Source organism: Dickeya sp. MK7 (assembly GCF_000406305.1).
GTDB lineage: Bacteria > Pseudomonadota > Gammaproteobacteria > Enterobacterales > Enterobacteriaceae > Dickeya > Dickeya fangzhongdai.
In genome coordinates this window covers 1,072,067-1,086,963 of sequence record NZ_CM001984.1, presented here as the reverse complement: position 1 = coordinate 1,086,963, position 14,897 = coordinate 1,072,067, and the positions used below count along the sequence as shown (strand labels likewise).

The following is a 14,897-nucleotide window of genomic DNA, read 5'->3' as shown; positions in this document are numbered from 1 at the left end:
ACCTCAGCGTCCTACTGCGCCGGACGGCCGTAATAGGCGGTGAAACTGGCTTTAGCCAGCGTGTTGCCGTTAATCATGTAGCCGCCGAGCGCCGGGCTGGCGTCTTTAGGGACATCCAGCGTTTTGGTCTTCAGCGCGTAAACGGTGAAGATGTAGCGGTGCGGTTTGTCGCCCGCCGGCGGACATACGCCGCCCCAGGCCTCCACGCCGTAATCGATACGCACCTGACGCGCACCGGCAGGCAGGCGTTTGCCGCCGATTTCGCCGGCGTTGGCGGCAAGACTATTCACATTCGCCGGAATATTGATCACCATCCAGTGCCACCAGCCGGAGCCGGTCGGCGCATCCGGATCATAAACGGTGACGGCGAAGCTCTGAGTCCCTGCCGGCGCGCCGCGCCAGTTTAACGCGGGAGACTGGTTCAGCCCGCTACAGCCGAAGCCCTTGAACTCAAAGCTGGCAGGCAACGCGCTATCAGGCGCGATGGATGGGCTGGATAATGTCAGGGTATCCGCGTGCGCCGCGGCGGTCATCAACAAACCGGCGAGCAGCGGCGCGCAGGAGCGAATCAGGCGAGAACGTGTTTTCATATTAGTATTCCTGTGACTCATGGTAGGCTTGGCTTGCCATTCATCGCCATGCCGCGCAGACGGCCGTATCGGGGATGAATGTCAGGACACAGACTGAACTGTGCTGCCAATGGTAGCGCGCCGATGCCAGTTCCACTGTTCCGGCTCGCGCAACCTTTGTTCCATTTTCACCACGGATACCGGATGACGCTGACCGACCACCCCAACCTGCCTCAGATGCATTCGGCCGAGCCGCTGCCCCGCCATGCGCCGCCGCTTGCCCATCAGATTATCGCCCGCAGCCAGTATGTGCTGCGTACGGTGGTGATGCGTACCGACCTGATTGGGCTGGTCGTCTCCGGCACCAAACAGCTACTGGCGCCGGAAGGCAGCAACGCGTTTGCGCCCGGCGAGTTATTTATATTGCCGCGAGGCACCCAGTGGGACGTGATCAACGACCCGGCGCCGCAAGGGCGCTATGTGGCGCAGATTCTGAACCTGCAACCGGAAACGGTGACGCGCTTTTACCAGAGTTTCGGTCAGTTTGCCGCGCTGACGCCGGTGCGGAGCTTCGCCAGAGTGACGGATAGCCGCACGATAGGGGCGGCATTTATGCGCGCCGCCGACGCGCTGAGCGACGCCGATTGTTCGGCGATGTTGAGCGAGCACCGGGTGCTGGAAGTCTTGCTCTTGCTGGCGGAGCAGTCCGGCATTGTGCTGACGCCGCCGGGCGCGCTGAACTGGAGCGAGCGGGTGCGGCGGCTGGTGGCGCAGCGCCCGTATGACCACTGGGCGGCCGACCGGGTGGCGCAAGCGCTGTCCACCACCGCCAGCACCCTGAACCGCCGGCTGGCGCAGGAAGGCAACACCATCGCCGCCTGCGTGCGGGAAACCCGGCTGGAAGCGGCGATGGTGCTGCTGCAATCATCGGATCGGCCGGTCGCCGCTATCGCCCTTGATGTCGGCTACGAATCCCACAGCAAATTCACCGCGGCTTTCCGCCGTCGTTTCGGCGTAGTGCCATCGGCGTTGCGCGACTGATACGCCGTTCGCACACTCTGTCGATGATATTTAACGCGCCGAGCACCAATGCGGGGACGACTGTCAGGCCTACTGGCGGAAGAAGGTTGATGGGGGCTCAATGTCACCGGCGTTGCTGGCGAGCGGGAGATAATCGCGCTTAACCGCTATGGTCGATTCAGATAGAACTCAAACAGCGTGACCAGCTCGCTAACCAGTAGCTGCGTATGCAAAAGAGTCGGGCGCTCTACCGTCACACGATGTATGATCGCATGCGTTGCGGTACCGATAATATAAAGCGCAAACTCGGGATCGGGGACATTGTTCATAAAGGGTTTTAGCCCATCGATTAAGCACTTACGCAGCTCTTCTTCATCCTCCAGTACACGCCGTGCCGTCAGCGGAATCTCTTCCGTCAAAACCTTATGCACGGCAGGTGAAACACGATGTTTATCGACGATCATCCCGACAATCAGCGTCAGGGCCTCCCGGAGCGAAGACTGTTCAGGGAACAACTGGAGTGTTTCATGCAACTCAGTATGCATTTCAAGAGCATGCCTGCGTTGTAACTCGTTAATAATCGCTTCTTTATTTGGGAAAAACTGATACAGAGAGCTGATGTTAACCCCCGCCCGCTCAGCAATAGCGTTAGTAGTCAGACTTTCCCATCCATGTTCATTCAGAATGTAAGCTGAGGCTTGAATTATTGCATCAACCGTTGCCCGCGAACGAGCCTGAACAGGCATTCTTCTGGGGTTGGCGACGAGTCGGCTGCGTTTCACTCCGTGCTCCGGAATATAAGTTTATTAAATTAAAGTTAAAGCTTACTATTTAAAATATGAACACACAAGGTAATTGGCAAATCTAATTTGCCAATGAGTTATCATACATTCACCAGGAATTATCTTTATGCCTATGCAAGATACCCCGTATTTATGGGCCGACTTTCAGACAACGAATCGTACGCGCAGGGCTATTAGAGACTTCGGTAATATTCCGATTGCCGATGATATCATCACCGCATTACTTACCGAAGCCGGCTACGCGCCATCCAGCGGTAACCTTCAACCATATCAGCTTCACTGGATTAAAACGCCTGAATTAAAATCACAAGTTGCAGCCGCCTGTAATGGACAAAAGGCGGCAAAATCATCAGCAGCGATTATTGTTGTTGTCGCCAGTCCTGAAATTGGCAGAAGCACGGCAAATAAACAACTTTCCTATGTTGAAGACTCCCCGATATTACAACCAAAATCAAAAGATTATTACCGCAAGCAAATAGGGAAATTTATTAAAATACTGACCATAGGTTCCTCAGCATTATGGACCCCGTTAATCAATATTATTGCATTATTTAAGCCGAGCTTATCATTACTTCCCATCGGACATACCGGAAGCCGCCATTGGGCCGCCCGAAACGCCATATTTGCCGCACAGACGCTGATGCTTGCCGCCGCAGCCAGGGGAATTGACTCTTGCCCAATGGAAGGCTTTTCAGCGACGAAAATCGTCCGGCTGCTTGGATTGCCGCGTGAGTCAGTTATTCCTCTCGTGATAGCCCTTGGATATCGTGCGGACGATGCCCGGATAGAGGAACAATGGCGTCGTCCGTTATCGGAAGTTGTGGTGGAGCATTAATCGTAAGGGATAGATGAATCGCAGATTTTCTCTTTTCAGGGGTACGTTAGCGATGCGGTGTATTCAGTGTGTAACTTACGGGTTGTGCTGTGCTTTTCTCCTTATGCTCGCGGGCTGTGATCGGCAAAAAAATGAGATTACAGGTACGATTCACCCCGTCCGCGCAATGCAAGTCTCCTCAGCGGAATACCAGCCGGATATCGAAGTGACCGGCGAAATCAAAGCAAAAATACAAACCGAGCTGTCCTTCAAAGTGGGAGGGAAAGTGACGGAACGGCGGGTGAATATCGGCACGCTGGTGAAGGCCGGCGATGTTCTCGCCCGACTTGATGATACGGAACAGCGCGCAGACGTGGAGAATGCCCAGGCAACGCTAAAATCAGCACAGGCTACCTTGCAGAGAAAGACGCTGACTTATCAGCGTTATAAAGCATTGTTACCCGCCCGAGTCATCGCTAAGGCCGATTACGATCAAACGCTTACGGATATGATTGCGGCACAAAACAGCGTTGCCTCCGCTCAGGCGGATCTCGCTACCGCAATGGATAATTTATCCAACACCACGCTGAAGGCGGATGCGGACGGTGTAATTACCGCCCTTAATATTGAGAGCGGCCAGGTGGTTTCAGCGGCGCAATCCGCTTTAACGCTAGCGCATAATGGCGCCAGGGATGCCGTGTTTAATGTTTTTGAGGCTTACTTCATCAATGGCGAGCCATTAAAAATGGTGAATATTCATCCTATCGATGAATCAGGATATCAGGCAACGGGCGTGATTAGGGAAATCTCGCCAATTATTGATTCTGCGACCGGAACGATTCGCGTGAAAGTATCACTTCCGAAAGAATCCCCCTGGCCGCTTGGTACGCCGATAACGGGACAATTTCATCAAGATACCCGCAATGGCATCGTTCTGCCGTGGACATCGATGGATTCTAATTATGGCGCGCCGGCGGTGTGGATTATCAATACCTCAAATCACGAGGTATCAATGAGAAACGTTACCGTAGCGCAATATCGGTCGGGCGATTTCATTATCACAAAGGGTTTACAGCCCAATGAATGGGTTGTCGTTGACGGCGGCAGATTTTTGCGAGAAGGCCAGACTGTCTCCTGGAGTGAGAATTAATATGAGCCGATACAAATTGCCATTGATTCCCTTATTGCTCATAACATGCCTGTTACTTTCAGCATGCGACCGACACGCAGAAAAAAACACAGAATTACGGCAAGTAATATGGACGACGGCGGAGGCGGCGCCTTTCAGCGATATTTTATTTACGGGTATCGTACAACCCCACATTGAAACTGAACAGGCGTTCAGGACATTGGGGCGCGTTATTTCACGTAACGTGGATGTTGGCGATATGGTCCACAAAGACGATATTCTTGCCGAAATAGATCCCCTCTCCCAGCAGCAGTCGGTTATTAATGCGCAGGCTCAATTACGCAGTGCGCAGGCACAATTAAGGAATGCGGTACTGACGGAGCAACGCAAGCGCGCACTCAACGCCAGATTTGTCATCAGTAAGGAAGAATATGCTCTTGCCAGACAAGCATTGGCAACGACGCAGGCAGATGTTGATAAAGCGCAAGCTAATCTCGACAAGGCCAGAGAACAATTCAGTTATACCAGATTGAAAGCTGATTTTGATGGCGTGATTACCCGCACCGCGGTAGAAGTTGGTCAGACGGTGCAGGCCGGACAAACCGTGCTGACCTTAGCAAGCCTTGAACAACGCGATGCCGTCATCGATATCCCCGGTTCAAAACTTCCTGCCATACCTGCAGATTCTCGCTTTTTAGTGTCGCTACAACTTGACGAGACAATACGTACCACCGGTGTAATTCGGGAAGTGGGTCCGCAAGCGGATTCCAGCACCCGAACACACAGGGTAAAAATCGCCATAGATCACGCACCGGTGGTTTTCAAGATCGGCACGCTGGTAACAGTATGCGCAGATAACCCCAATACCACATCCGGCATTGTTGTTTTACCTGCACAGTCGCTATATCAAAAGAGCGAAATTGATGGTCGTGCGCAGGTCTGGACGATTGATCCTGAAAAAAACACCGTCTCGCTGAAATCAATTCTGATCGACCCGCATTCGCTTAACGCACGCTATATCCGCGTCCTGCAGGGAGTAAATGTTGGTGAAAAAGTCGTTGTTTCCGGCGTCGATAAGCTAACGGAAGGACAACACATTATTCCGGGACAGAGGATGCGATAATGAAGAAATTCAACCTTTCTGAATGGGCTCTGCAACATAGCGCTCTCGTCTGGTATTTCATGATAGTTTTTTCCATTGTCGGCGTTGTTGCCTATAACCAACTCGGCCGTGAAGAGGATCCGTCCTTTACAATCAAGACAATGATCATACAGTCGCAGTGGCCGGGAGCATCGGCTGAAGAAATGACGCAACAGGTCACTGACCGTATTGAAAAGAAACTACAGGAGCTGGATAACCTTGAGCATACCCGGAGTGTTACCACTGCCGGAAAAACTACCATATTTGTTGATCTCAAGGCGGAAACAAAAGCAAAAGAGGTAAAACCGACCTGGCTGCGGATCAGAAATATGATTGCTGATATTCAGCATGATTTCCCCACCGGCGTCGTCGGGCCTTTTTTCAATGATAATTTTGGCGATGTCTACGGCAATATATTTGCTTTCTCCAGTGAGGACATGAATCACAGACAGCTGCGGGATCTGGTGGAAAATGTTCGAAGTCAGATACTCACGCTTCCTGATACCGGGAAGGTGGATATTATCGGCGCGCAGGATGAAGTGATTTATCTGGAATTTTCTACGCGAAAAATTGCTGCGCTCGGTATCGACAAATCGGATATTCTGGCAACCCTTCAGGCACAGAATGCCGTAACACAATCCGGATTTATTCAAACCAACGGCGAGCGCATTGCATTACGCGTCGGCGGTCGTTTTATCTCTGAGGACAGCCTGCGCGCAATCAATCTGCAGGTAAACCATCGTTTCTTTCCTCTGACGGATGTGGCTACCATTTCCCGTGGATATATTGATCCCCCTGACTCGTTATTTCGCTTTAATGGCAAGCCGGCGATTGGGTTGATAGTCGGTATGAAAACAGGCCGTAACCTGCTGGAATTCGGTAAAGAGCTTGATGCCATGCTATCGAAGATAACGCAGAGTCTTCCTGTCGGCGTCACTATTGACCGGGTCGCGGATCAACCGGAAACGGTTAATAAAGCAATATCAGGTTTTACCCATGCGCTTTTTGAAGCGGTAGCGATTGTGCTGACGATCAGTTTTATCAGTTTGGGAATTCGCGCCGGATTGGTGGTCGCCATCTCCATTCCGCTGGTTCTTGCGATCACCTTTGTGATTATGCAGTACGCGGATATTACCTTGCAGCGGGTATCGCTGGGGGCGCTGATCATCGCGCTTGGATTATTAGTTGACGATGCCATGATTGCGGTTGAAATGATGGTTGCCAGGCTGGAAGCCGGTGATAACCTGCGTAAAGCAGCGACATACGTCTATACCTCAACGGCGTTTCCTATGCTGACCGGAACTCTGGTTACCGTTTCCGGTTTTATTCCAATAGGCTTTAACAGTAGCAACGCCGGGGAATTCACTTTCACCTTATTCGTGGTATTGGCCGTCTCGTTGATCGTCTCATGGGGGGTAGCGGTGCTATTTACCCCTTTGTTAGGCGTGACATTATTAAAAAACATGCCGCACCATCATGTTGAAGATAAGGGACGGTTTATGCGGACATTTTCCCGCATAGTAAACTATTGCCTGAAATATCGTTGGGCGACCATCGCTACCACCCTCGCTACGTTTCTGCTGTCGATTGTGGGCCTGGCGTTTGTTCAACAGCAGTTTTTCCCGAACTCAGACCGTCCGGAACTGATTATTGACTGGAACCTGCCGCAAAATAGTTCCATTACTGAAACCAGCAGACAAATGCTTAAATTCGAAAAAGAAAAATTGGCTGAAAATAAAGACATTGACCATTGGTCAACCTATGTGGGACGCAGTGCTCCTCGTTTTATTTTGTCTTTCAATGTTCAACCTGATAATGCATTTTGGGGACAAACCATCATTGTGGCTAACGATATCGAGGCACGCGATCGACTCCGTGTAGATCTGCAACAATATCTGAAAAATACATTCCCCGGTACGGATGCGTATGTAAGCCTACTGGATATTGGCCCTCCGGTTGGCAAACCGGTGCAATATCGAATTTCGGGACCGGATATTCAGACGGTGCGCAATTATTCCCGACAACTGGCCAGCATCATTACCTCGCACCCTTCCCTGACCAATATTGCTTTCGACTGGAACGAACCGGCCCGGGTAGTGAAAGTTAATGTATTACAAGATAAGCTGCGGCAATTAGGGGTGTCATCAGAAAGTATCGCTACAGCACTGAATGGCGTCGTTGAAGGGACATCGGTAACACAAGTACTGGATGATATTTATCTGGTTGATGTGATTAGCCGCGCTGAAAAAGCAGAACGGGGGTCAATAGAGAGTATTTATAATCTTCAGTTGCCGAGTAGTAATGGAAAATCGATTCCACTGTCATCGGTCGCGACCTTTCAATATAAACTTGAACAGCCGGTTATCTGGCGCTGGGACAGAATTCCAACCGTAACCATCAAAGCCGCCATCAATGATAAAAAGCAGGCGGCAACAATCACAAAAGAACTGTCTGATAAGGTAGCCGCTTTTCAGCAGACCTTACCCCCCGGTTATTCCGTCACGGTCGGCGGTTCTGTCGAGGAAAGCGCTAAATCTCAGGCGCCTATCGCCAGAGTGGTCCCCATCATGCTGTTCGTTATGGCAACCTTACTCATGATTCAGCTACAGGGGTTTTCTAAGCTGTTCCTGGTTTTTTCGGTCGCGCCGCTGGCCCTGATCGGTGTAGTGATTGCCTTGTTGCTGAGCAACACGCCGTTGGGGTTTGTGGCATTACTGGGCGTCCTGGCGCTGACGGGAATACTCATTCGTAATTCGGTTATTCTGCTCGTATTAATAGAGGAACTTAGAAGAACGGGAATGTCCCCCTGGCAAGCCGTGGTAGAAGCAACGGAACACCGTATACGCCCTATTTTGCTGACGGCGGCTGCCGCGACGCTGGGGCTGATCCCCATTTCACGTGAGATATTTTGGGGGCCGATGTCCTTTGCCATGATGGGCGGCATCATTGTTGGAACGGTACTGACGTTATTATTCTTACCTGCGCTCTATGTTACCTGGTTCAGAATTAAGCATGACGCATGAATAGCCCCAAAGGCATACATTTCATGACCTGACGTCGAACCATCACCTTATTCATTTTCTTCAAGGGGGTTTTATGCACATTCAAATCATTATCGGTAGCGTAAGACAGGGGCGTATTGGCCCTAAAATTGCCAGATGGGCAAAAGACGTTCTTGATGAGATTCAGGGAAAGACAAATGAAGTTATTGATTTAAAAGAATGGTATTTGCCTATGGATGATGAACCTAACCTTCCTGCAGAGGGCGTTTACGTTCAGGAACATACAACGTTATGGAGTAGAAAAATTTCAGAAGCTGATGCCTATATTTTTATTTTTCCGCAATACAACTGGGGATATCCGGCAGCATTAAAAAATGCCATTGACCATTTATATAATGAATGGAAAGACAAACCTGCGGCGATGATTAGTTATGCCAACAGAGGGGGAGGAAAAGCGGCGGCACAGTTGCATCAAGTATTACTGGGGGTACATATGAAAATTATTCCTGATAATATCGAAATCAAGCTATCAGAGGTTAATTTCTCTGATACCGATAATGAATATCCTATTGAATTAACGGCTTACCAGCCTGCTCTACACGCTTTAGTACATCGTTTAGACGAACAATTACAGCAACCCGGAGCGAGCGACTGACGGGTTCATGCTGTTGATATGACACACGGCTTAATTCGGCTGTTTAACGCTCCGAAAGGCAATGATTCCCTGCGCTTACATTGCCTGCATAACACGAGTTATGGCCTTCGCCAGCCCGTCAGGATTATCGTAAGCCATCATATGACTGCTGCCGGATAACAACTCGACATGGCAGCCGGCGTCAATATACCGGCTAATTTCGTCCTGCGTAGCGCTATCCGGCAGAATAATGCCTTTGCGGATGGCCAAGGCGGCCAGATTATCCATCCAGTCGGAAGCATTATCATTGAGCGCTGAATTGGCCCACTGCCAAATGGCTCGGGGGGAGCTGACCTGAAAAGCCCCCAGCCAGGCATCATTTCCACCTTCAGCTTTTAGCTTTAACATCAGTGCAGAAAATCCACGCCGGATAAAATTCGTCTCACTCATGGCGGTAATGTCCTCCAGAAGTGAAACCCCATACTCATTCAGCCCCGGCGTACATAAAATCAGCCGTTCTGGTGCGGGAGATAACATCCGGGCCAGTTTCAGGGCAATAAACGCCCCTGCACTGTGACCAAATAGCGACACTTCAGAAAAATGAACTTCGGTGAGCCAGCGCCGCAAGATTTCAGACTGACTATCGGAGTCATAACTTGTGCTCTTCGGTTTGTCGCTGAAACCAGCGCCAGGTAAATCAACGAGCAGGGATGTGATACAGGAGTAATTCGCAGAAGAGATGACCTGAGCGTAACCACTACTGGAAGCACAGCCAAGTCCATGAATATAAACCAGCGTTTTCTTCCCCTGATGACAGGTTTGCCAGCGTAGGTAGTTGTTTTGTGCGTTGAAAGACCATGTATTCATAGCAAGTCCGTCACGTTACTGACTGGCAAGGAGTCATGAATTACAGAATCAGGACGCCGGTGTGGCGCCTTTCCATTGATGTTCATACTCACGAGGCGATAGCGCCCGGCGCTACTGGGCCTTACGCCCCCGAGAAGTCGGGCGCTTCGGCACGCTACTTCCGTACTCCTGCCACCATGCCGTCAGCGCTTCCATCGTTGGCCCAAGCCCACGCGCCTTCTGCGTAATCTCATATTCGACGCGCGGCGGTACTTCTGCGAAGACCGTACGTAATACCAGACCATCCGCTTCCAGTTCGCGAAGCTGAGTCGTCAGCATGTGCTGCGTGATGCCGGGAATGGCCTTGCGCAGCTCGCCAAAGCGGTAGATTCGCTGGTTGAGCAACCACATGATCTCAAGCTTCCACTTACCCGAGAGTAGCCCGAATGCACGGCGCATCTCCTCGTGCATATTGATATCGTCATCGCCATTAGTCTTATTATTCATACTAAGAGTCTCTATTTCATCCTACTTGCGAATTTTCATCTTAGACGACATTCTTGCCGCTTGTCGAACCCAGGAACGTAAATGAGAGAACCTTATGGCTGCTACATATACCTATTGGATCAGTACTGCACTGCTATCTCTGCTCTATTTCGCCTCGGCCGCGCTGTATGTCACGAAGAGCGCCGATGTTCGAAAGGCACAGGCGGAGTTAGGCTACTCGGCTTCCAACCTCGTGCCCTTTATGATTGTGGTAAAAGTGCTCGGCCCTATGGCGATTCTGTCGCGCTTCAATCTGGCCCTCAGCGATCTGGCGTATGCCGGCATCTTGTATCACCTGATCCTGTCCGGGCTGGCGCATCTGGGCGTCCGCAAGCCCAGGGGCGCCATTCCGGCAGCCGCGGGGCTCATCTTTCTGGCCGCCTCCTTCGCGACGCAGAACGTTGTTCGCGAACCGCCGTCGCCCTACGCACCTGCTGCAACGGCAATCCAGGCGCTGCTTAACTAAAAAGGACACCTGCAGAATCGCCGCAACGGAAAAGCCGCGGTTATCACGGGTGGCGGCCGCGGTATAAGCAGCGCGATCGGCAAGGTGTGCAACCTTGCGGCCCGGCATCACAGGCCTGGCCGATCTATTGGCAGCATCAATTCCATTTCCCCGAGGTCCAGCATGAAAATAACCCTTTTTGGCGCAACCGGAAAAACCGGAAAATACCTGATTGATGAAGGCTTAAAACGCGGCATGGATATGACGGTCTTTGCCCGGACGAACAGCCCGTTTGAAAACGCCAACGTGCGCGTCGTACGTGGAGAACTCACCGACAGGGTGAGTCTAAGAGAAGCCATTTCGGGTTCAGACGCCGTGTTGTCAGCGCTCGGTCCAACCTCGCTAAAACACCCCAAAAACCTGCCGATTACCACGGCTATGGGCGCCATCACGTCGGTCATGATACAGGAAGGGGTAAAGCGCCTGATTGCCGTATCGACCGGCACCGCCCCGGATCCTGAGGACCGATTTGACCTAAAAATCAGGTATCCCGCATTGCTTATCAGGTTTCTCATGCCCCGTTCCTTTCAAGACATTATCGGGCTTGCGAACGCGATACGGGCTTCGGAACTGGACTGGACGATGGTCCGTGTGGCATTTCTGAAAAGCAGCCCCGCGTCCAACCGTCTACATGTCGGGCTGTATGGCCGCTCAACGCATACGCTGACCGTCTCTCGTCAAGACGTTGCCATATTCATGTTCGATCAACTCTCAAGCACCGAATTCGTTAATCAAGCCCCCGGAATCAGCTCACGATAAAGTGGGCTTCTGCCGGGGTCATCATGAATCATCCGAATCGGGGAGTCGGCCGCCCCAACGTCTATTTCAACCGGACGCCGTGAACCGGTATCCGGCCACGTTCTCCGGCTTCATCTGCTGGTGTGAAAACAACCATTATTGCGAAGCGTCAGGCAAACATTGCATCCAATTCACAAAAAGCAGCAAAGCCCCGGCCCCACTCAGTTATGATGAGTACAACGATGGTGAGTACAACTGTGGTAAATACAACGTGCTGATTAAAAAGGTTGTCTGCATCCGGTAGATAAGGCGCCGCTACGTTGGCTGCCTATTCCGGGCTGCGTCCGGGTGAACGACCGCCACACAACGATTACTTAATGCTTGTTGAAGTCTATGCATGCTGGATAGATTCAGCGTCTCACAGGGAGCTGGATCGCATCTGGGAAAACATGAAAAATAGGGATCAAAATGCCCCAATTGCCCCAAAACTGGCATCGTAATTTATAAGTGATTTATTTAAATGGAAAAAGAAGACATTAGCTTGCATACCCCCATGATGCAGCAGTACCTGAAGCTGAAAGCCCAGCATCCCGATATTCTGCTGTTTTACCGCATGGGCGACTTCTATGAGCTGTTTTATGGCGACGCCAAACGCGCCTCACAGTTGCTGGATATTTCGCTGACCAAGCGCGGCGCTTCCGCGGGGGAACCCATCCCGATGGCAGGCGTTCCTCACCATGCGGTGGAAAACTATCTGGCCAAACTGGTGCAGTTGGGCGAATCGGTGGCGATCTGCGAACAAATTGGCGACCCGGCCACCAGCAAAGGCCCGGTGGAGCGCAAAGTGGTGCGCATCGTCACCCCCGGCACCATCAGCGATGAAGCGCTCTTACAGGAAAAACAGGACAACCTGCTGGCCGCCGTCTGGCAGGAAGGCCGGGGATTCGGCTACGCCACGCTGGATATCAGCTCCGGCCGTTTCCGGCTGGTGGAGCCGGTTGACCGGGAAACCATGGCGGCGGAGCTGCAGCGCACCAATCCGGCGGAATTGCTCTATCCGGAAACCTTTGAAGCGATGTCCCTGATTGAGCATCGCCACGGGCTGCGCCGCCGTCCGCTGTGGGAGTTCGAACTGGACACCGCCCGCCAGCAGTTGAATCTGCAGTTTGGCACCCGCGACCTGACCGGTTTCGGCGTAGAGCAGGCGCACCTGGGGCTGCGCGCCGCGGGTTGTCTGTTGCAATACGCCAAAGATACCCAGCGAACCTCGCTGCCGCATATCCGCGGCATCACCGTGGAACGCCAGCAGGACGGCATCATCATGGATGCGGCGACGCGCCGTAATCTGGAGCTGACGCAGAACCTGTCCGGCAGCGGTGAGAATACGCTGGCCTCGGTGCTGGACCGTACCGTTACCGCGATGGGTAGCCGCATGCTGAAACGCTGGCTGCACGCGCCGATTCGCGACGTTCAAGCGCTGCTGCGGCGTCAGCAAGCCATCGGCGCACTGCGGGATGCGGCGGCCGAACTGCAGCCGTTTTTGCGCCAGGTGGGCGATCTGGAGCGTATTCTGGCACGTCTGGCGCTGCGCTCGGCACGTCCGCGCGATCTGGCCCGGATGCGTCATGCCTTTCAACAGTTGCCGGACATTCACGCTCTGCTGGAAACGGTCAGCGCCGAAGCGGTACAACAATTGCGGACGCAAGTCGGTCATTTTGATGAGCTGCGCGACCTGCTGGAACACGCGGTGGTGGAAGCGCCGCCGGTATTGGTACGAGACGGCGGCGTCATCGCCAGCGGCTACAACGCCGAACTGGATGAGTGGCGCATGCTGGCCGATGGCGCCAGCGATTATCTGGAAAAACTGGAAATCCGCGAACGCGACCGGCTTGGCATCGACACGCTGAAGGTCGGTTTCAACGGCGTGCACGGTTACTACATTCAGGTCAGCCGTGGGCAGAGCCATCTGGTGCCGATGAACTATGTGCGCCGCCAGACGCTGAAAAATGCCGAGCGCTACATCATTCCCGAGCTGAAAGAATACGAAGACAAGGTACTGACCTCAAAAGGCAAGGCGCTGGCGCTGGAAAAAGCCCTGTACGAAGAATTGTTCGATCTGCTGCTGCCGCATCTGGCGGACCTGCAGCAAAGCGCCGGCGCGCTGGCGGAACTGGATGTTCTTACCAATCTGGCCGAACGCGCCGACACGCTGAACTACGTCTGCCCCACTCTCAGCGACAAACCGGGGATCAAGATTACCGGCGGCCGCCATCCGGTGGTGGAACAAGTGCTGAGCGAGCCCTTTATCGCCAACCCGCTGTCGCTGTCGCCTCAGCGTCGGCTGCTGATCATCACCGGCCCCAACATGGGCGGGAAAAGCACCTATATGCGACAAGCGGCGCTGATTGTGCTGATGGCGCACATCGGCAGCTACGTCCCGGCCGAACAGGCGGTGATTGGCCCGGTCGACCGCATCTTCACCCGCGTCGGCGCCGCCGATGATCTGGCTTCCGGCCGTTCAACCTTCATGGTGGAAATGACGGAAACCGCCAACATTCTGCATAACGCCACCGAACACAGTCTGGTGTTGATGGATGAAATCGGGCGCGGTACATCAACTTACGACGGTCTGTCGCTGGCCTGGGCCTGCGCCGAAGCGCTGGCGAACAAAATCAAGGCGATGACCCTGTTCGCCACTCACTATTTCGAGCTCACCAACCTGCCGGAAAAAATGGAAGGCGTGATCAATATCCATCTCGACGCGCTGGAACATGGCGACACCATCGCCTTTATGCACAGCGTGCAGGAAGGCGCAGCCAGCAAGAGTTACGGACTGGCCGTAGCGGCGCTGGCCGGCGTGCCGAAAGAGGTCATCAAGCGGGCAAGACAAAAGCTGAAAGAACTGGAGTCACTGGCAGGTCATGCTTCGGCCAGCCACGTCGACGGCTCGCAACTCGCGTTGCTCACGCAGGAAGAACCGTCGCCGGCACTGGACGCGCTGGAAGCCATCGACCCGGACACGCTGACGCCGCGTCAGGCGCTGGACTGGTTGTATAAACTGAAAGGAATGATGTAAAAGTGTTGAGCGGAGAACAACGGCTTTCAGGTTCTCCGCTCACGCTATCTCTGTCCGCCCGAGGCTCAAGGCTA

At 53.0% G+C, this 14,897-nt stretch carries 13 protein-coding genes; 9 read left to right on the top strand and 4 right to left on the bottom strand.

Translation table 11 applies throughout. The annotated features are described in order from the left end of the window. Window positions 1-11 precede the first annotated feature (11 nt). Window positions 12-590, bottom strand: a complete 579-nt coding sequence (locus DXXMK7_RS04925; RefSeq protein ID WP_071605166.1) for a YbhB/YbcL family Raf kinase inhibitor-like protein — start codon at window positions 588-590, stop codon at window positions 12-14. 183 nt (window positions 591-773) lie between these two features. Between DXXMK7_RS04925 and DXXMK7_RS04920 the strand changes: the two genes are divergently transcribed. After that, window positions 774-1,610, top strand: coding sequence for a helix-turn-helix transcriptional regulator (locus DXXMK7_RS04920; protein WP_038918110.1), 837 nt, complete (start codon window positions 774-776; stop codon window positions 1,608-1,610). 146 nt (window positions 1,611-1,756) lie between these two features. On the opposite strand, the gene DXXMK7_RS04915 is transcribed toward DXXMK7_RS04920, so the two are convergent. Then, complete coding sequence (locus DXXMK7_RS04915) at window positions 1,757-2,371, bottom strand: TetR/AcrR family transcriptional regulator (RefSeq protein ID WP_038918109.1); 615 nt, start codon at window positions 2,369-2,371, stop codon at window positions 1,757-1,759. Window positions 2,372-2,498: 127 nt separating this feature from the next. On the opposite strand from DXXMK7_RS04915, the gene DXXMK7_RS04910 reads away from it, so the two are divergent. The 5 genes from DXXMK7_RS04910 (at window position 2,499) to DXXMK7_RS04890 (ending at window position 9,133) form a co-directional block, all read left to right on the top strand. After that, entirely contained in the window at window positions 2,499-3,227 is a 729-nt protein-coding gene (locus DXXMK7_RS04910) for a nitroreductase family protein (protein ID WP_038918108.1), read from the top strand. 166 nt (window positions 3,228-3,393) lie between these two features. Then, complete coding sequence (locus tag DXXMK7_RS04905) at window positions 3,394-4,356, top strand: efflux RND transporter periplasmic adaptor subunit (protein WP_197724589.1); 963 nt, start codon at window positions 3,394-3,396, stop codon at window positions 4,354-4,356. Window position 4,357: 1 nt separating this feature from the next. After that, window positions 4,358-5,458: an efflux RND transporter periplasmic adaptor subunit gene (locus DXXMK7_RS04900; RefSeq protein ID WP_038918106.1), complete on the top strand. Its 1,101-nt coding sequence runs from the start codon at window positions 4,358-4,360 to the stop codon at window positions 5,456-5,458. Next, a complete protein-coding gene (locus tag DXXMK7_RS04895) occupies window positions 5,458-8,499 on the top strand; it encodes an efflux RND transporter permease subunit (protein ID WP_038918105.1) in 3,042 nt (1,013 codons plus the stop codon). Before DXXMK7_RS04900 ends, DXXMK7_RS04895 begins: the two co-directional genes overlap by 1 nt. Window positions 8,500-8,572: 73 nt before the next feature. Next, window positions 8,573-9,133 (top strand): NADPH-dependent FMN reductase, encoded by a 561-nt coding sequence (locus DXXMK7_RS04890; protein WP_038918104.1) that lies wholly within the window; start codon window positions 8,573-8,575, stop codon window positions 9,131-9,133. Between the two features lie 75 nt (window positions 9,134-9,208). Here the strand turns inward: DXXMK7_RS04890 and DXXMK7_RS04885 are convergent, their stop codons facing one another. Both DXXMK7_RS04885 and DXXMK7_RS04880 read right to left on the bottom strand, forming a co-directional pair. Beyond that, the gene (locus tag DXXMK7_RS04885; protein ID WP_038918103.1) at window positions 9,209-9,979 is read right to left on the bottom strand and encodes an alpha/beta fold hydrolase; all 771 of its coding nucleotides are present in this window, start codon (window positions 9,977-9,979) and stop codon (window positions 9,209-9,211) included. A 111-nt stretch (window positions 9,980-10,090) separates the two neighbouring features. Further along, window positions 10,091-10,465 carry a helix-turn-helix domain-containing protein gene (locus DXXMK7_RS04880; protein WP_038918102.1) on the bottom strand — a complete coding sequence of 125 codons (375 nt, stop codon included), beginning with the start codon at window positions 10,463-10,465 and terminating at the stop codon, window positions 10,091-10,093. Between the two features lie 94 nt (window positions 10,466-10,559). On the opposite strand from DXXMK7_RS04880, the gene DXXMK7_RS04875 reads away from it, so the two are divergent. From DXXMK7_RS04875 to mutS, 3 genes are all read left to right on the top strand, one after another. Next, window positions 10,560-10,970: a DoxX family protein gene (locus tag DXXMK7_RS04875; RefSeq protein ID WP_038918101.1), complete on the top strand. Its 411-nt coding sequence runs from the start codon at window positions 10,560-10,562 to the stop codon at window positions 10,968-10,970. Window positions 10,971-11,132: 162 nt separating this feature from the next. Then, window positions 11,133-11,768: an NAD(P)-dependent oxidoreductase gene (locus DXXMK7_RS04870; protein ID WP_038918100.1), complete on the top strand. Its 636-nt coding sequence runs from the start codon at window positions 11,133-11,135 to the stop codon at window positions 11,766-11,768. A 499-nt stretch (window positions 11,769-12,267) separates the two neighbouring features. Then, entirely contained in the window at window positions 12,268-14,823 is a 2,556-nt protein-coding gene (gene mutS / locus DXXMK7_RS04865) for a DNA mismatch repair protein MutS (protein ID WP_038918099.1), read from the top strand. Window positions 14,824-14,897 lie beyond the last annotated feature (74 nt).